Source organism: Variovorax xiamenensis, assembly GCF_050916385.1.
Classification (GTDB): domain Bacteria; phylum Pseudomonadota; class Gammaproteobacteria; order Burkholderiales; family Burkholderiaceae_C; genus Variovorax.
In genome coordinates this window covers 2,396,459-2,412,878 of the sequence record NZ_CP139038.1, presented here as the reverse complement: position 1 = coordinate 2,412,878, position 16,420 = coordinate 2,396,459, and the positions used below count along the sequence as shown (strand labels likewise).

14 protein-coding genes are annotated in these 16,420 nt (G+C 68.9%); 6 read left to right on the top strand and 8 right to left on the bottom strand.

Annotated elements, in window-relative coordinates; all coding sequences use genetic code 11:
- Positions 1–18: 18 nt before the first annotated feature.
- Both SFB74_RS10570 and SFB74_RS10565 read right to left on the bottom strand, forming a co-directional pair.
- The gene (locus SFB74_RS10570) at positions 19–1,404 is read right to left on the bottom strand and encodes a 3-deoxy-D-manno-octulosonic acid transferase (protein WP_432730770.1); all 1,386 of its coding nucleotides are present in this window, start codon (positions 1,402–1,404) and stop codon (positions 19–21) included.
- Between the two features lie 11 nt (positions 1,405–1,415).
- Positions 1,416–2,798, bottom strand: coding sequence for a phosphomannomutase/phosphoglucomutase (locus SFB74_RS10565; RefSeq protein ID WP_432730769.1), 1,383 nt, complete (start codon positions 2,796–2,798; stop codon positions 1,416–1,418).
- A gap of 111 nt (positions 2,799–2,909) precedes the next feature.
- On the opposite strand from SFB74_RS10565, the gene SFB74_RS10560 reads away from it, so the two are divergent.
- The 3 genes from SFB74_RS10560 (at position 2,910) to SFB74_RS10550 (ending at position 6,042) form a co-directional block, all read left to right on the top strand.
- Entirely contained in the window at positions 2,910–4,508 is a 1,599-nt protein-coding gene (locus tag SFB74_RS10560) for a DNA-3-methyladenine glycosylase 2 family protein (RefSeq protein ID WP_432730768.1), read from the top strand.
- A gap of 6 nt (positions 4,509–4,514) precedes the next feature.
- Positions 4,515–5,012: a methylated-DNA--[protein]-cysteine S-methyltransferase gene (locus tag SFB74_RS10555; RefSeq protein WP_432730767.1), complete on the top strand. Its 498-nt coding sequence runs from the start codon at positions 4,515–4,517 to the stop codon at positions 5,010–5,012.
- A gap of 64 nt (positions 5,013–5,076) precedes the next feature.
- Positions 5,077–6,042: a DMT family transporter gene (locus tag SFB74_RS10550; protein WP_432730766.1), complete on the top strand. Its 966-nt coding sequence runs from the start codon at positions 5,077–5,079 to the stop codon at positions 6,040–6,042.
- An 18-nt stretch (positions 6,043–6,060) separates the two neighbouring features.
- Here SFB74_RS10550 and SFB74_RS10545 read toward each other — a convergent pair whose 3' ends face one another.
- On the bottom strand, positions 6,061–6,723 hold the full coding sequence (locus SFB74_RS10545) for a DUF1345 domain-containing protein (protein ID WP_432730764.1): 663 nt from the start codon (positions 6,721–6,723) through the stop codon (positions 6,061–6,063).
- A 220-nt stretch (positions 6,724–6,943) separates the two neighbouring features.
- Here SFB74_RS10545 and SFB74_RS10540 point away from each other — a divergent pair, with 220 nt between their 5' ends.
- Both SFB74_RS10540 and SFB74_RS10535 read left to right on the top strand, forming a co-directional pair.
- Positions 6,944–7,789 carry a hypothetical protein gene (locus SFB74_RS10540; RefSeq protein WP_432730763.1) on the top strand — a complete coding sequence of 282 codons (846 nt, stop codon included), beginning with the start codon at positions 6,944–6,946 and terminating at the stop codon, positions 7,787–7,789.
- Positions 7,790–7,888: 99 nt separating this feature from the next.
- The gene (locus SFB74_RS10535) at positions 7,889–9,514 is read left to right on the top strand and encodes a class I adenylate-forming enzyme family protein (RefSeq protein WP_432730761.1); all 1,626 of its coding nucleotides are present in this window, start codon (positions 7,889–7,891) and stop codon (positions 9,512–9,514) included.
- Positions 9,515–9,519: 5 nt separating this feature from the next.
- Here SFB74_RS10535 and SFB74_RS10530 read toward each other — a convergent pair whose 3' ends face one another.
- Genes SFB74_RS10530 through SFB74_RS10520 form a run of 3 tightly spaced genes read right to left on the bottom strand, consistent with a single transcriptional unit; the run spans position 9,520 to position 13,051 of the window.
- Positions 9,520–11,067 carry an acyl-CoA synthetase gene (locus SFB74_RS10530; RefSeq protein WP_432730760.1) on the bottom strand — a complete coding sequence of 516 codons (1,548 nt, stop codon included), beginning with the start codon at positions 11,065–11,067 and terminating at the stop codon, positions 9,520–9,522.
- Positions 11,068–11,072: 5 nt separating this feature from the next.
- Positions 11,073–12,212 (bottom strand): DUF5938 domain-containing protein, encoded by a 1,140-nt coding sequence (locus SFB74_RS10525; RefSeq protein ID WP_432730758.1) that lies wholly within the window; start codon positions 12,210–12,212, stop codon positions 11,073–11,075.
- Between the two features lie 35 nt (positions 12,213–12,247).
- On the bottom strand, positions 12,248–13,051 hold the full coding sequence (locus tag SFB74_RS10520; RefSeq protein ID WP_432730757.1) for an SDR family NAD(P)-dependent oxidoreductase: 804 nt from the start codon (positions 13,049–13,051) through the stop codon (positions 12,248–12,250).
- Between the two features lie 241 nt (positions 13,052–13,292).
- Between SFB74_RS10520 and SFB74_RS10515 the strand changes: the two genes are divergently transcribed.
- Positions 13,293–13,931 carry a TetR/AcrR family transcriptional regulator gene (locus tag SFB74_RS10515; protein WP_432730756.1) on the top strand — a complete coding sequence of 213 codons (639 nt, stop codon included), beginning with the start codon at positions 13,293–13,295 and terminating at the stop codon, positions 13,929–13,931.
- 15 nt (positions 13,932–13,946) lie between these two features.
- Here the strand turns inward: SFB74_RS10515 and SFB74_RS10510 are convergent, their stop codons facing one another.
- Together SFB74_RS10510 and SFB74_RS10505 are read right to left on the bottom strand one after the other, a co-directional pair.
- The gene (locus SFB74_RS10510; protein WP_432730755.1) at positions 13,947–14,906 is read right to left on the bottom strand and encodes a LysR substrate-binding domain-containing protein; all 960 of its coding nucleotides are present in this window, start codon (positions 14,904–14,906) and stop codon (positions 13,947–13,949) included.
- A gap of 69 nt (positions 14,907–14,975) precedes the next feature.
- Positions 14,976–16,403: an FAD-binding oxidoreductase gene (locus SFB74_RS10505; RefSeq protein ID WP_432730754.1), complete on the bottom strand. Its 1,428-nt coding sequence runs from the start codon at positions 16,401–16,403 to the stop codon at positions 14,976–14,978.
- Between the last annotated feature and the right edge of the window lie 17 nt (positions 16,404–16,420).

The window sequence follows — 16,420 nt, the reverse complement described above, 5'->3', positions numbered from 1 at the left end:
TTCCGGCTTTCGCTTCGATCAGTCCAGCGTGGGCTCGGCCCGCGCAGGCTCGCCGGGTTCCACCGGCGCACCCTGCTCCGTCACCGGCTCCGCCGCCTGGGCGATGGCGAGCACCGCGGCAGCCGTGCGCTCGGCCGCGCCACGGTTGGACGATGAGAACGCCAGCGCGGCCTGCGCCATCGTGGCGCGGCGCTCGGGGTTCTCGACCAGCTTCAGGGCGGCCGTCACGGCCTGCTCCATGCCCTCGACGCGCAGCGAGGCGCCGGCAGCCAGCGAAAGCTGCGCCGCTTCTGCGAAGTTGAATGTGGACGGCCCCATGACCACCGGACAGCCGCAGGCCGCCGGCTCGATCAGGTTCTGCCCGCCCAGTGGTTCGAAGCTGCCGCCGAGCAACGCCACGTCGGCCAGGCCGTAGTACAGCGCCATCTCGCCGAGCGAGTCTCCGAGCCAGATTTCGGCCTCTGCCGGCTGGCCCGCCGCGCTGCGGCGCGCAACCGCGAAGCCCTCGGCCTCGATCAGCGCCGCCACCTCGTCGAAGCGCTGCGGATGGCGCGGCACGATCATCCATTGCACGTCGTGCACGCGCTTGGCAATCGAGCGGATCGCGCCCTGCTCGGGCGGCACCGGCGAAGTCGCGCCGAAGCGCTTGAGCACCTCCAGCAGCATGCGTTCCTCGCCGTCGCGCGAGCTCGCGAGCACGACCATCGGCTTGGGCAGACGCTCGCGCAGCGAGGTGGCTGTTGCGAGCTGGCGCGTGTCGGGCGTGGCGTCGAACTTGAGGTTGCCGTAGATGCCGGCGACCTTGGCGCCCAGCGACACCAGCCGGTGCGCGTCGGCCTCGGTCTGCGCCCACACGGCCGTGAGGGCCGAATACGCAGGCCTCGCCAGCCAGGCGAGGCGCTCGGCGGCCGCCAGCGATTTCTCGTTGAGCCGCGCATTGGCCAGCACCAGCGGAATGCGGCGCTCGGCGCAGGCGGCCGTCATCTCGGGCCACACCTCGGTTTCCATCAGCACGCCGATGCGCGGCTGAAAGCGGTCCAGGAAGCGCCGCACGGCGCCCGGGGTGTCCCAGGGCTGCCAGACCTGCGTATCGCCCGGCTCGAGCAGCTTGGCGCCCTCTTCGCGGCCGGTGGCGGTGCCATGCGTGAGCAGGATCGGCACGCCCGGATACTGCCGCCGCAGCTCGGCGATCAGGATGGCCGCCGCGCGCGTCTCGCCGAGTGAGACCGCATGCACCCAGCACTGGGCCTGGCCGGTGGTGGCTTCGTCGTAGTAGCCGAAGCGTTCCTCCACGGCTGCGCCATAGCCCGGCTCGGCCTCCGCGCGGCGCCGCAGCTTGCGGCGCACCAGCGGTTGCACGATGGTTGTGAAGACGCCGTAGAGGCGCAGCAGCAGGGAACGCACGGGCTCGATTGTCAGTGGGCGGCTTCGGCCAGCTTGGCGTCGGGCTTCGCGGTTCTCAAAAGGGCCAGCATCTCGGCCTCGATGCGCTTGAGCGCGGCCTCCGTCTGGCCTTCGAAGCGCAGCACCAGCACGGGCGTGGTGTTCGAAGCGCGGATCAGGCCGAAACCATCGGGCCAGTCGACGCGCAGGCCGTCGATGGTCGAGACCTTGGCGGGGGCCGCGAAACTCGCGCCCTTCACCAGCTTGTCGACCACCGCGTGCGGTTCGCCCTCGGCGCAGGCCACGTTCAGCTCGGGCGTCGAGAAGCTCGTGGGCAGCGCGTTGAGCACGGCGTTCGCGTCCGGGCTCTTGCTCAGGATCTCCAGCAGGCGGCAACCTGCATAAGTGCCGTCATCGAAACCGAACCAGCGCTCCTTGAAGAAGATGTGGCCGCTCATCTCGCCACCCAGCGGCGAATCGATTTCCTTCATCTTCGCCTTGATGAGCGAATGGCCGGTCTTGAAGATCATCGGCTTGCCGCCCGCGGCTTCGATGGCCGGCGCCAGGCGCTGCGAGCACTTCACGTCGTAGACGATGGTGCCGCCGGGCACGCGCGAAAGCACGTCCTGTGCAAAGAGTTGCATCTGGCGGTCGGGGAAGATGTTCTGGCCGTCCTTGGTGACGATGCCCAGCCGGTCGCCGTCGCCGTCGAAGGCCAGGCCCAGTTCCGCGTCGCCCTTGGCCAGCGCCGTGATCAGGTCCTTCAGGTTCTCGGGCTTGCTCGGGTCGGGGTGGTGGTTGGGGAAATTGCCGTCGACCTCGCTGTAGAGCTCGGTCACCTCGCAGCCCAGGGCGCGGAAGATGGCCGGGGCCGAGGCGCCGGCGATGCCGTTGCCCGAATCGACCACGATCTTCATCGGGCGCGCCAGCTTGATGTCGCCCGCGATGCGTTCGATGTAGGCCGGGGCCACGTCGACCTTGCGCACGCTGCCGCCCTCCGCGAGCTGGGCGGTGCCGGCTTCCATGGTCCTGCGCAGGGCCTGGATCTCGTCGCCGTAGATCGCGCGGCCGGCCAGCACCATCTTGAAGCCGTTGTAGTCCTTGGGGTTGTGGCTGCCGGTGACCTGGATGCCGCTCTTGCAAAGCGTGTGGGCCGCGAAGTACAGCATCGGGGTGGTGACCGCGCCCACGTCGATGACCTCGATGCCGGTGGCCACCAACCCCTTGATCAGGGCGTCGGCCAGCGCGGGGCCCGACAGGCGGCCATCGCGTCCCACCGCCACCGACTTCTCGCCTGCCGCACGGGCCGCGCTGCCGAAGGCCCTGCCGAGTGCTTCAGCCACCTCCGCATCGAGAGTGACCGGCACGACGCCGCGAATGTCATAGGCCTTGAAGATCGACGCGCTGAGCTGCATGAAAGGCGTTTCCCTGTTGGATTTGTAAACGAGGCATTGTAGGCAAGGCTCCGGGGGCCCACATGTCCGGAAACGGCCAGTTGAAACGAGTCGAAACCGTATCATTTCTCCATGCCTGCCAACCACACCTCCACCGAAGCGCTCGAGAGCGACGCCTGCTACCTGGCGATGAAGACGCATGACGCGCGCTTCGACGGGTCGTTCTTCACCGCAGTGACATCCACCGGCATCTATTGCCGCCCCGTCTGCCGCGTGAAGCTGCCGCGGCGCGAGAACTGCCGATTCTTCCGCCATGCGGCACAGGCCGAAGCCGCGGGCTTCCGCCCCTGCCTGCGCTGCCGGCCCGAGCTGGCGCCGCGCGCGGCCAGCTGGTCAACCGAAGACGCCTCGCGCATCCTCGCGCTGCAGGCGGCACGGCTGATCGACGAACCCGATGCGTGGTCGGAGGACGGCCCCGGCGCGGCGCAGATCGCGGCCCGACTGGGTGTGAGCGACCGCCACCTGCGGCGCATCTTCGAGTCGCAGTTCGGCGTCTCGCCCCTCCAGTATCTGCAGACGCGCCGCCTGCTCGCCGCCAAGCAGCTCATCGCCGACACGCGCCTGCCGATGACGCAGGTGGCGCTGGCCAGCGGCTTCGCCAGCGTGCGGCGCTTCAATGCGGCGTTCCTGGAGCACTATGGACTGAATCCCAGCGCACTGCGGCGCGCCGGGGACAACAACGGCACCGGCGGCGGCGAAGGCAAGGCCATCGAGGTGCGACTGGGCTTCCGCCCGCCCTACGACGCCAGCGCCATGCTGGGCTTCTTCGCGCGCCGTGCGCTGCGCGGCGTGGAGGTCGTCTCCACGGCCGACGGCAAGGAGCCCGCCAAGGGCAGCACGCCGCAATACGTGAAGCTGACCCGCACCCTGCGCATCCAGCAGGGCGGGCAGGCGCACGCCGGCTGGCTGCAGCTGCGCTTCGACCTGGAGCGCGAGCAGATGCTGCTTTCGGTCAGCGATTCGCTGGCCGCGGTGCTGCCCATCGTCATCAGCCGTGCCCGGGCATTGTTCGACCTCGATGCGGAGCCGATGGCGATCAATGCGGCGCTGCACGCGGCCTTCCCGCACGGCGACGGACTGCGCGTGCCGGGCGCGGTCGACGGCTTCGAGCTTGCGGTGCGCGCGGTGCTGGGCCAGCAGATCACCGTGGCCGCGGCACGCACGCTGGGCTCGCGGCTGGTCGAGGCCTTCGGCGAACCGCTGGCCACGCCCGTCGAAGGGCTGAACCGGCTCTTTCCCACGCCGGCCGCCATCGCCGCCGCGAGCGGCGACGAACTGGGCCGCCTCGGCATCGTGCGGCAGCGGCAGACCGCGCTGCACGCCATCGCCCGCGAAGTGGCTGCCGGCAAGCTGGCGTTGCATGCGGGAGCCGACGTGCCTTCCACCATCGCGGCGCTGCAGGAGCTGCCTGGCATCGGCGCCTGGACCGCGCAGTACATCGCGATGCGCGCGCTGCGCTGGCCCGACGCCTTCCCGGCCGGCGACGTCGCGCTGCAGAAGGCGCTGGGCGTGACCACCGCGCGCGCCGCCAGCGAAGCCTCGCAGGCCTGGCGGCCCTGGCGCAGCTATGCGGTGCTGCGGGCCTGGCATGCGCCCGCCGCGGCCCCTTCACCTCTTCCGGCGGACGACGCCGGATCTCCCCTCATCGCAACGGCAGGCGTCGCAGCCTGAAACGTCATGAAGTTCAAGAGCAAAGTCATCTACACCTCGCACATCGACACGCCGCTGGGCGGCATCACGATGGCGGCCACCGACAAGGGCCTGGCCGGCGTCTGGTTCGACCAGCAGCGCCACTGGCCCGACACCAGCGGCTGGGTCACCAGGGACGACCACCCCGCGCTGGTCGAGGCCGCCGCACAGCTGCGCGACTACTTCGCCGGCAGGCGCGACAACTTCGACATGAAGCTCGACCTGTCGCACGGCACCGCCTTCCAGCAGAGCGTGTGGCAGCAGCTGCTGACCATTCCGGCCGGCGCCACCACGAGCTACGGCGCGCTGAGCGTCAACGTGGGCAACCCCGCCGCGGTGCGCGCGGTGGGCGCGGCCGTGGGGCGCAACCCGATCAGCGTGATCGTGCCCTGCCACCGCGTGCTCGGCTCGGACGGCTCGCTGACCGGTTACGCTGGCGGGCTCGAACGCAAGACCGCATTGCTGCAGCTCGAAAAGGCGATCTGAGCAATCGGCGCCACCGGCGCCATCAGCGCAACAGCAGCGCACAGAAAAGAACGACCGAGGACGCATGACCACAACGCAGAACAACAACGCACCCGCAACCGCCGCCACCACCGCCGCTGCCAAACCCCTCGCGCCCACCGCCTGGCTCATCGACCTGGTGCTGCTGGGCGCGCTGTGGGGCGCCTCCTTCCTCTTCATGCGCATCGGCGCCGCCGAGTTCGGCGCGCTGCCGACGGCCGCGGTGCGGGTGGCGATCGCCGCGCTGTTCCTGCTGCCCATCGCGCTGCTGCGCGGACAGGGGCCATCGCTCGCGAAGCACTGGAAGGCCAGTCTGCTGGTCGGCGTCTTCAACTCGGGCATGCCCTTCGCGCTCTTCTGCTTCGCGCTGCTGACCATCAACACCGGCCTCGCGGCGGTGCTCAACGCCACCACGCCGATGTTCGGCGCGCTCGTGGCCTGGGCCTGGTTCCGCGAGCGCCCCGCCAACTGGCGCCTCGTCGGGTTGCTGATCGGTTTTGCCGGCGTGGCGATGCTCGCCAGCCGCAGCGCCGGCCTGCACGCCGGCGCCAGCAGCAATGCCGCGCTCTTCGCGGTGCTGGCCTGCCTGGGCGCGTGTCTCTGCTACGGCATCTCGGCCAGCGCCACGCGCGCCTACCTGGGCGGCGTGCCCGCGCTGACCACGGCCACCGGCAGCCAGATCGGCGCCACCGTGTTCCTCGCCCTGCCCGCCTTCTTGCTCTGGCCCGCGCAGATGCCCAGCCTGCGCGCATGGCTCGCGCTGCTGGCGCTGGGTATCGCCTGCACGGGGGTGGCCTACATCCTGTTCTTCCGGCTGATCGAGCGCGCCGGCCCGGCCCGCGCGCTGACCGTGACCTTCCTGGTGCCGGTGTTCGCGCTGTTCTACGGCGCGGTGTTCCTCGGCGAGAGCATCACGCAGTGGATGCTGATCTGCGCGGTGGTGATCGTGTGCGGCGTGGCGCTGTCTACAGGCATCGTCAAGCCGGGCTGGCCGCGCAAGGCCCCGGCCTGAGCGTGCATCGCGGGGCGCCTACACGGCACCCGCGACCACGTTCACGGAAAGCGCCAGCACCAGCATGTTGAAGGCGAAGGCCAGCACGCTGTGCAGCAGCGTGATGCGCCGCATCTCCTTCGAGGTCGCCTGCACGTCGGACACCTGCGAGGTCATGCCGATCACGTACGAGTAGTAGAGAAAGTCGAAGTAGTCGGGCGCGTCGTCCTTGCCCGGAAAGTCGAGGCCGCCGTCGGGCGTTCCGTCCCGCTGGTCGATGTAGTAGCGGTGCGCGTAGTGGAAGGCGTAGATGGTGTGCATCGTCAGCCACGAGCCCGCCAGCGCCACCAGGCCAAGCGCGATGTGCGCCGCGCGCTCCCAGCCGCTCAGGCCCTTCACCTGCTGCAGCAGCATCGCGATGGCAACCACGCTCATCGCCACCACCACCAGCATCGACACCAGGATCACCACGTTGGGCTGGTCCAGCGACTGCGCCCGCTCGCGCGTGCGCTTCGCATCGAAAGCGCAGGCCAGCCACCACGCCAGCACCTGGTGCACCGCCACGCCCGCGCCCCATCCGGCCAGGCCGCGGGCCATGCCGCTCATGGGCACCGGCATCAGCGCGGCGGCGACGGCGCAGCCCGCGGCGGCGCCATAGAGAAGACGTTGGGGGCCGGTGGTGGTGGAGAGATGTCTGCGCATGCCGGCACTGTAGCGCCCGCCAAGGCGCGCACCGGCCGTCCCGGCGTAGAGGAATTCCTACAACCAGTGCGGCATTCCGCGCATCCGCGGCACGCGTGCGGGCCACTAGTGTCGTCGCTGTTCGCAAGGGAGCCCCGCCCGGCAGCACGTCCGCGTCACGACGCGCCCGCGGCATTCATCCATTCATTCCGCCCCATCCGGGTCATCGAGGATTCGTTTCATGCTGCTGCTTCGCCGCCCCCGTTCCTGCGCCCCTTCCTGCTCCCGCCTTTTCGGCCATCCCGCGATGCTCGGCGCCGGCCTGCTGCTGGCCGCCGTGCCGGCCTTCGCCGACCCCTCGCCCGCGCTCGATCGCTTCAGCCTCTCGGTCGGCGGCTTCAGCGCCGACCCGAAGCTCAACGCCTCCTTCGGCACGGCCTATGGCGCGTTGCAGACCGGCGACGTCAAGCCGGGCCGCGTCACCATGCCGCGCATCTCCGCCGACCTGCTGCTCGGCGACAGCCAGGGCATCTCGTTCGACTACTACCGGTACAAGCGCGACTATTCGGGCAACGTCGACAGCAGCACCTCGCTCGGGCCTTTCGGCACGCTCAGCACCTTCGGCAACGCGAACCTCAGCACCAAGCTCGACTTCGCCAAGCTCTCCTACAAATGGTGGATCGGCTCGGGCAACACCGTGCTGGGTCTCGGCGCCGGCGCGGCCTACTACCGCGCGACGCTCGGCACCACCGCACTCGCCTCGGTGAACGGCCAGATCGGCACGCTGAGCGAGAGCTCCAGCGGCAGCACCGTGGCGCCGCTGCTCGAGATAGGCGTGCGCCACGCCATCACGCCCGACCTGCGCCTGTTCGCGGACGCCTCGGGCGTGTGGAAGAGCAGCGGCCGCTTCCACGGCAACATCTACAACGCCTCGGCCGGCGTGGAGTGGTTCCCCGTGAAGAACATCGGCGTGGTGCTGGCCTACGGCGTGACGAACATCGACCTGACGCGCGAGAACGACTTTGCCGATTCGCGCCTGAAGGTCAAGCTGCAGGGGCCTTCGGCCTTCCTCAAGGCGCGCTTCTAGCAGCCCGCTCCGGCTGCGGGCGGCAGCCAGTCTTCGCAAGACGCGGTCCGGCGTGCGGCCTTAGGCTGCGCCCACCATCGAAGAACGGAGACGAAGAGCATGCCCGCAGCCGCCACCGGCCCTGTGCCGCCGCAGTTCCATTCGCGCATCTCGCGCATCGCGCTGGGAGACGTGATCCATCGCAGCGCCCGCCGCTTCGGCGCGCGCATCGCGCTGATAGAGGGCGAGCACCGCATGACCTACGGCGAGCTCGACGCCGCATCGAACCGCTTCGCGCACCATCTGCTGGGGCTGGGCCTCGCCGGCGGCGACCGCGTCGGCATGCTGTGCAACAACTCGATCCAGATGGTGGTCGCCATGCTGGGCATCCAGAAGGCCGGACTGGTGTGGGTGCCGATCAACACCGCGCTGACGGTGGATGCCATCGGCTACATCCTCGGCCACGCCGGCGTGCGCCACCTCGTGATCGACACCGCGCTGCACGCAAGGCCCGAGCTGCGCGAACTGCTGGAGGCGAAAGGCGTGGCGCCGATGCTCTGCGTGCTCGATGGCGACGCGCCGCCCGCCGGCGTGCCGACCGTGCCGCAGGCCATCGCGCAGGGCCCCGCGACGCTGCCCGACGTGGCCATCGACAGCACGCAGCTCGCGCTCATCATGTACACGAGCGGCACCACCGGTCGCCAGAAAGGCGTGATGCATTCGCACGCCTCGGTGCATTCGGTGCTGCTGAGCAACATGGTCGAATGGGGCAGCAGCCCCGAGCGCGCCGACGTGTGGAGCAGCGTGCTGCCGCTTTTCCACTGCGGCCAGCACACGGTGCTGATGTCGGCGCTGGCGGTGGGCGGATCGCTGGTCGTGCTGCGCGGCTTCGACCCCGGCGCGGTGCTGGCGGCCATCGAGCGACATCGCATCACGGTGATGGTTGGGCTGCCGATGATGTACGGCGCGCTGCTCGCGCACCCGCAACGCGCCGCGCGGGACATCTCGAGCCTGCGGCTTTGCGTGTACGCGATGGCGCCGATGTCGCGCACGCTGCTGCTGCGCCTGCTCGACGAGTTCTGTCCCGACTTCGCGCTCGTCTCCGGCCAGACCGAGATGTACCCCGGTGCCACCATCTTCGAGGCGCACGAACAGCGCAGGCGCTTCGGCTCCTACTGGGGCGTGGGCACGCTAGTGAACGAGGTCGCGGTGATGGGCGACGACGGCGAGCTGCTCGGGCCGGAACAAGTCGGCGAGATCGTCTTCCGCGGCCCCAACGTGATGCTGGGCTACTACAACGACCCCGAGGCGACGGCGAACGCGCAGCGCTTCGGATGGCACCACTCGGGCGACCTGGGCAAGCTCGACGCCGACGGGCAGCTGATCTTTCTCGACCGGTTGAAGGACATGGTCAAGTCGGGCGGCGAGAACGTGCCGTCGATCAAGGTCGAGGAAGTGCTGCTGCGGCACCCCGCCGTGCTCAACGCCGCGGTGGTGGGCCTGCCGCACGAGCGCTGGGGCGAGGCCATCACGGCCTTCGTCACGCGCAGGCCCGATGCGCCCGCGGACTTCGACGAGGCCGTGCTCGCGGCGCACTGCAAGGGACACCTGGGCGGCTTCGAAGTGCCGAAGAAGATCATCTTCCTCGCGGCGCTGCCGATGACCTCGACCGGCAAGATCCAGAAGTTCGAGCTGCGCCGCGCGCACCACGACCACTACGAACAGGCCGGTGGGCTGGGCGGCTGATCAGGTCAGCCCGGCTGGCCGGCGCGCTGCAGCAGCGTCGTGCGCACGTCCTTCTTCAGCACCTTGCCCACCTTGGAACGGGGCAGTTCGAGCCACACCTCGATCTGCTTGGGCGCCTTCACGCTGCCGATGCGCGCCTTGACGAAGGCCTTGATGTCCTCCACATCCACCTGCCTGCCGTCGTGCAGTTGCAGCACCGCCACCACGCGCTCGCCCCACTTCTCGTCGGGCAGGCCGACGACGGCGCTGTCCTGCACGTCGGGGTGCTGCAGCAACACCTGCTCGACCTCGGCCGAATAGACGTTGAAGCCGCCCGAAATGATCATGTCCTTGGCGCGGTCGACGATGTAGAGGAAACCGTCGGCATCGAGATAGCCGATGTCGCCCGTGTGGTGCCAGCCGTGGCGCGAAGCCTCTTCGGTCGCGCCCGGGTTCCTGTAGTAGCCGAGCATCACGAGCGAGCCTCGCACCACGATCTCTCCGCTCTCGCCCGTGGGCAGCAGCGCGCCTTCGGAATTCATCACGCCGACCTGCACCAGCGGCCCGGGACGGCCGGCCGACGAGAGGCGATGGCGCGCGACGGTGCCGTCGGCGTTGAAGTGCTCGCGCGGAGACATCATGGAAATCATCATCGGCGCCTCGGTCTGGCCGAAGAGCTGGGCCATGACGGGGCCGATCTTCTGCAGCGCCTCTTCGAGCCGCGCCGACGACATGGGCGCTGCGCCGTACCAGAAGCACTGCAGCGAATCGAGCCTCGTCTGCGCGAGCTGCGGATGCTGCAGCAGCATGTAGATCAGCGTGGGCGGCAGGAAGGTGTGGGTGACGCGGTGCTGCTCGATGAGCCCGAGGAACTCGGCCAGATCGGGCTTGGGCATGATCACCACCTGCCCGCCCAGCGCCATGATCGGCAGGCACAGCACACCGGCCGCATGCGTGAGCGGCGCCAGCGCAAGGTAGACGGGCCGCCCTTCGAAGGGATAGCCCATCAGCGTCAGCGCGGACATCGCCTCGAGGTTGCGTCCCGACAGCATCACGCCCTTGGGCTGGCCGGTGGTGCCGCCGGTGCCGGCGATCATCGCGACGTCGTCCGGCGGGGCGATGTCGAGCGGCGAATCGTCCAGGCCTTCGAGCCAGTCGTCCATCGAGGGCGCGAAAGGCTGCCGCTGGTCCAGGCACACCAGCGCCCGCAGCTTGGGCAGCTGCGAGCGCATCTGCTCGACCATGGCCGCGTAGTTGCCGTGGAAGATAAGGCAGGCGCAATCGAAGGCATCGAGCACGAAGGCGTTCTCGCTCGCCTCGTTGCGCGGGTTGATCGGGCACCACACGCAGCCCGCGCGCGAGATGCCGAACACCGTGGCGAAGGCGGTCGCGTCGTTGCTGGAGAGCACGGCCACCTTGTCCCCCGGCCCGATGCCGGCGCGCTGGAGGCCGCGCGCCACGCGCCAGCTGATGCGCTGGACCTGGCCATAGCTGAGGTCCTTGCCGGCCATGGTCAGGCATGGCGCTTGGGCGCCCAGCTGGGCGCCCTTGTCGAGATAGTCGACGAGGCGCATGGGAGTCAGCCCATCCGCGTGAGCACGGGCTCCTGCACCAGTCCGAAGCCGCGCAGCGCACCCAGCAGTTCGCGATGCCCGAAGGCCTGGCAGCCCGATGCGAAGCCGGCGCGCCGTGGCGGCTGCTGCAGCAGCGAGGCTGCCGCATAGGCCTGCAGCAGGCCGGTCTGCTTGTAGTTGCAGTTGCCGAAGATCACGCAGTGCACGCGGCCCAGCGGGCCGGAGGCATGCACCGAATCGACGGACTTGTTGATGCGCGGGTTCTCGCGCGGGGGCATGGTGTTCATCACGCCCGAAGCGGTCTGGGCCAGCGCGGCATAGCGGTCCTCGTCGTTCATGCCCTCGGTGGCCTTGAGCGCGGCGGCAACGATGTGCGGCACGCCCTGCATCAGGGGCTTGTTGAAGACGCCGCCGAGCACCTTCACGTTGGCCACGCGCGGATCGCGCTTGAACCACACCGGGTGCGAGGTGCCGCCCCAGGGCAATGCAAGTGCCGCTTCATGCTGGCCCGGAATGGACAGGTGGTAGAGGCCGGCGTCGGGCTGCCATTCGACGTACTCGTTCTGCTCCAGGTAGAAGGCCTTCGAGGTGGCGGCATTCACCAGGATGGTCTGGGTGGATGCGATCGTCGGGCTGCCGCCCCAGAACACGGCGATGTCGAGCGTGTCGAGGCCGGGCGTCTCCAGGCACAGCTGGGCCGCGATCTCGCCGGTGGTGTACATGTGGGCGAGACCGGGCGAGAGCAGCAGGCCCGCGGCGGCGAAGCGGGCGCCGTATTTCTGGTCGAGGGTGATGAGCCAGTCCTGCTCGCCGGTGGTGTCGGTGTAGTGGCATCCGGCGGCCAGGCAGGCATCGACGACTTCGGGGCCGAAACGGGCGAAGGGGCCGACCGTGTTGAGGACCACCGAGGCGCCGGTGAAGAGTTCGGTGAGCGCCTCGACCGAATGCGCCACCTCCACCACCTCGTAGCTCGCGGTCTCGATGCCGGGCACGTTGGACTTCATCGCCGCTTCCACCTTCTGCGCGCTGCGGCCCGCGGCGATGAAGGGGATGTTGTACTCGCGCAGGTATTCGCATACCAGCCGGCCCGTGTAGCCGGAGGCGCCGTAGACGACGACGGGCTTCTTCTTGCTGTTGCTGCTCATGATTTGTCTCCTTCCTGATTGCTTGACTGTGTGAGTTACATGCCCATGCCGCCGTCCACCGCGATGCCCGCGCCGGTGATGAACCGGGCCGCATCGGAGCAGAGGAACACCACCACGTCGGCCATGTCGCCGACTTCGCCGAGACGGCCCAGGGGCGTCTGGCCGACCACGTCGCCCACGGCCGCCTCGACGCTCGGTGCGAGGCCGGCGGCCACGATGTCCTGGGCGAGCTTCATGCCCATCTCGGTGGGCACGAGGCCGGGGTAGATGCAGTTCACGCGTACGCCGTAGCCCAGCTTGCCGGACTCCATGGCGGCGACGCGGGTGGCGCGATCGACGGCGGATTTGGTGGCGGAGTAGCCGGAGATGGCGGGGAACGCGATGGTGGCGGCGACCGATGCGATGTTGACCACCGCCCCGCCCTTGCCAGCGCTGCCGCCGGGGCGCATCGCGCGGAACGCGTGCTTCATGCCGAGCAGCGTGCCGGCCACGTTCACGTCGAGCATGCGGCGCAGGTCGTCGCCGTCGACGTCGACCACCAGCGAGGTGATCTCGATGCCCGCGTTGTTGACGAGGATGTCGAAGCCGCCGAGCTCCTTCACCGTGGTCTCGGTGGCCGAGGCCCAGTCGCCGTCCCTGGTGACGTCGAGCGGGACGAAGCCCACCTTCGCCCCCGGGGAGGAGAGCCTGGCGGCGGTTTCGCGCCCCAGGTCGGCGAGCACGTCGCCAATCATCACGGACGCGCCGGCGGCGGCCAGCGTCTCGGCGATGCTCGCGCCGATGCCGCGCGCACCACCCGTCACGAGCGCACGGCGCCCTTTCAAGTCGAACTTGGCCATCACTTGTCTCCTGTGGATATGTTGTGAGATGGAGCGGCCATCCTAGAAATCGACTTTACGACTGTCAAGATTTTTCTTGTCACTCGTCAAGATTTTCTAGAATGGCATCCGTGGCACGCCGGATGCGGGTTCTCCCGCTTGCGTGCTATGGTCTGCAATCACGAGGAACACAGGGGCTGGCATGCATGCGGCCCGGCTTTCAATGACGACACATCAACGGGTAAAGAAACACGCTGAACGAGTGCCCAAGGCGCGGGTCGACAAGTTCTCCGAGCGCCGCGCCGAGCTGGGCGAAGCCGCGCTGACAACGCTGGCGGCACTGGGCTACGCACGCACCAGCCTGCGAGAGATCGCGCAGAACTCCGAGTTCTCGCACGGCGTGCTGCACTACTACTTCAGCGACAAGGTCGACCTGATCATCTGCAGCGTGAAGCAGTACAAGGCCCGCTGCGTCACGCGCTACGACCACGCGGTGGAAAGCGCCACCACCTACGACGAGCTGATGGACGGCTTTCTCAAGAGCCTCGGCGACACGCTGTGCGACGAAGGCCACGTGCACCGCCTCTGGTACGACCTGCGCTCGCAGGCGCTCTTCGAGGAAGCCTTCCGCGCCGATGTCGTGCAGATCGACAAGAGCCTCGAAGACATGATCTGGCGCATCATGAGCCGCTTCGCCGAGCTTTCGGGCGAGCAGCCCGGCATGTCGCCCCCGGCCACCTACGCGCTCTTCGACGGGCTCTTCCAGCAGGCGCTGCTCAAGCACATGTCGGGCGACGCGAAGGCCATCGAGAACATGCAGGCGGATGTGCGCCAAGCCATCATGCGCCTCTTCACGCCTCCGGCAAAGGCTGCGCCCGCGGCCCGCAAGCGCCGCGCCTGAGGCGCCAGCACCGCCCTACTTCGCTCTCTTCGCCGGCGCGAGTGCACGCGCGCCGGCCCACTGCCCGCTCTCGCACAGGTCGCGCACCACGTCGCCGATCAACGTGCACACCGCGCGCTTCGCGTTCGTGGTCGGCAGATGCACCGACACGCACAGCCCCAGCGTGCGGTGCATCGAAGGCGAATCGATGCGATGCGCGGCGAGACGCCCTTCCTGCACCTCACGCTGCGCGAGTCCGAACGGCATGATCGTCGGCCCGAGCCCCGCCTCCACCGCCGCCTTCAGCGTGTAGACCGAGTTGATCTCCGCCGCCACCCGCGCAGCCGGGTGCCCCGCCTGCTCCAGCACCGCATCGACCAGCCATCGCGTGCAATGCCCGTGCGCATGGGCGGGCCACACCAGCGGCCGCGCGGTGGCCTGCGCGATGCTCACGTCGCCGGGCGGCAATGCATGCGGGCTCTGCGGCGAATCGAGGAAGACGAAGTCTTCTTCGACCAGCGGAACGAAGCGGATGTCTTCCGCGGGCATGGTGGGCGAGAACACCGCCACGTCGACGCGGCCGCGCAGCAGCTGGTCGGCCATGTTGCCGGTGAGTTCCTCGTTCAGGTGCAGCACCACGTCGGGATAGCGCCGCGCCGCAGCGCGCATCAGCGGCAACGCGATCATGGGCGACACGCTCTGCGGCAGCGCCGCCACCACCGAACCCGCCACCGACTCGGCAGCGACATGCACCGCTGCCTTCGCATCGTGCACCTGCTTGGTGATGCCCTGCGCGTATTCATAGAAGACCTTGCCGGCTTCCGTCATCGCGACGCCGTTGCGGCTGCGCAGGAGCAGCTGGGTGCCGAGTTCCGACTCGAGCTCGGCCATCTGCTTGCTCAGGGCCGACTGCGCGATGAAGAGTTGCTGCGCGGCGCGAGAGAGGCTGCCGCAATCCACGATGGCAACGAAGTACTTGAACTGACGCAACTCCATCGAGGCACCTCCGGCCATTCGCCGCGAGGCGCGGGCGAGGCCGGAAATTCTAGATCGCACACCCGCTCTTCAGCCCTGGGCCAGGGCGACGACCTTCCCGGGGTTGAAGATGTCGTGCGGGTCCAGCGCCTTCTTCACCGCGCGCATCAGCGCCACCGTGTGTTCGCCATGTTCCTCGACCAGGTACTTCATCTTGTGCAGCCCGACTCCGTGCTCGCCGGTCGAAGTGCCACCGTGGCGCAACGCACGCTGCACCAGCCGGTGGCTGAAGGCTTCGGCCCCTTCGTTCTCCGCGGCATTGCCCGGGTCCACGAGCACCAGGCAATGGAAGTTGCCATCACCGACATGACCCAGCACCGGCACGAGCAGGCCATGCTCGGCGATGTCGGCCTGCGTCTCCTCGATGCACTGCGCGAGCGCGGAAAGCGGCACGCAGGCATCCGTGCTCAGGCTGCGGCAGCCCGCCTTCAGCTGCAGGCAGGCGAAGTACGCGTGATGGCGCGGCGTCCACAGGCGCGATCGCTCCTCGGGCAGCTTCGCCCACTGGAAGGCGCCGCCGCCATGGCTGGCCGCGATCTCTCGCACGATGGCCGCCTGCTCGTCTATCTGCGCCTGGCTGCCGCCGAACTCAAGGAAGAGCGTCGGGTGCTCGCCCAGCGTCGTGCGGCTGTGGGCGTTCACGGCGCGGATGGTGAGCGCGTCCAGCAGCTCCGCGCGCGCCAGCGGCACGCCCATCTGTATGGCTTCGATCACGCAATCGACCACCGCGCGCACCGACGGAAAGTGCACCACCGCGGCCGCGTACGTCTCGGGATGCGGATGCAGCCGCACAGTGGCCTCGGCAATCAGCCCCAGCGTGCCTTCGGAGCCGCAGTACAGCTGCGTGAGGTTGTAGCCCGCCGAGCTCTTGCGCGCCCGCGAGGCGGTGCGCACGATCTCGCCTTCGGCCGTGATCACCGTCAGGCTCACGAGGTTGTCGCGCATGGTGCCGTAGCGGACTGTGTTGGTGCCCGATGCCGCAGTGGCGACCATGCCGCCGATGGACGCATCGGCACCGGGATCGACCGAGAAGAAGAACCCCGTGCCCTGCAGCGCCGCGTTCAGCTGCCCGCGCGTGACGCCCGCCTCCACGGTGGCCGTGAGATCGCCGGGCCGGATCGCCAGCACCTGGTTCATCTGCGAGAAGTCGACGCACACGCCGCCCTCGACGGCCAGCAGATGCCCCTCCACCGACGAACCCACGCCGAAGCCGATGACCGGCACGCGCTCGCGCGCGCAGGCATGCACCACGAAGGCCGCCTCCTCGGTACTGCGCACGTACACCACCGCGTCGGGCGGCTGCGGCGGGTAGGTCGATTCGTCGGTGCCGTGCTGCAGCAGCACGACCTTGCTGGTTGAAAAGCGTTCAGCGAACCTGCCTTGCAACAGCGCAAGCAGTTCCGGCGACGGGGAACGCCGCGTGTTCGAACGCACGGGAATGTTCACGACCGAGTCCATGGGGAACCTCCTGAATA

Coding starts and splice junctions, on each gene's coding strand:
- SFB74_RS10560 (WP_432730768.1), top strand. CDS start 2,910: ATGCCTGCCAACCACACCTCCACCGAAGCGCTCGAGAGCGACGCCTGC.
- SFB74_RS10510 (WP_432730755.1), bottom strand. CDS start 14,906: ATGGAGTTGCGTCAGTTCAAGTACTTCGTTGCCATCGTGGATTGCGGC.
- SFB74_RS10505 (WP_432730754.1), bottom strand. CDS start 16,403: ATGGACTCGGTCGTGAACATTCCCGTGCGTTCGAACACGCGGCGTTCC.
- SFB74_RS10525 (WP_432730758.1), bottom strand. CDS start 12,212: ATGAGCAGCAACAGCAAGAAGAAGCCCGTCGTCGTCTACGGCGCCTCC.
- SFB74_RS10530 (WP_432730760.1), bottom strand. CDS start 11,067: ATGCGCCTCGTCGACTATCTCGACAAGGGCGCCCAGCTGGGCGCCCAA.
- SFB74_RS10520 (WP_432730757.1), bottom strand. CDS start 13,051: ATGGCCAAGTTCGACTTGAAAGGGCGCCGTGCGCTCGTGACGGGTGGT.
- SFB74_RS10550 (WP_432730766.1), top strand. CDS start 5,077: ATGACCACAACGCAGAACAACAACGCACCCGCAACCGCCGCCACCACC.
- SFB74_RS10555 (WP_432730767.1), top strand. CDS start 4,515: ATGAAGTTCAAGAGCAAAGTCATCTACACCTCGCACATCGACACGCCG.
- SFB74_RS10565 (WP_432730769.1), bottom strand. CDS start 2,798: ATGCAGCTCAGCGCGTCGATCTTCAAGGCCTATGACATTCGCGGCGTC.
- SFB74_RS10540 (WP_432730763.1), top strand. CDS start 6,944: ATGCTGCTGCTTCGCCGCCCCCGTTCCTGCGCCCCTTCCTGCTCCCGC.
- SFB74_RS10535 (WP_432730761.1), top strand. CDS start 7,889: ATGCCCGCAGCCGCCACCGGCCCTGTGCCGCCGCAGTTCCATTCGCGC.
- SFB74_RS10545 (WP_432730764.1), bottom strand. CDS start 6,723: ATGCGCAGACATCTCTCCACCACCACCGGCCCCCAACGTCTTCTCTAT.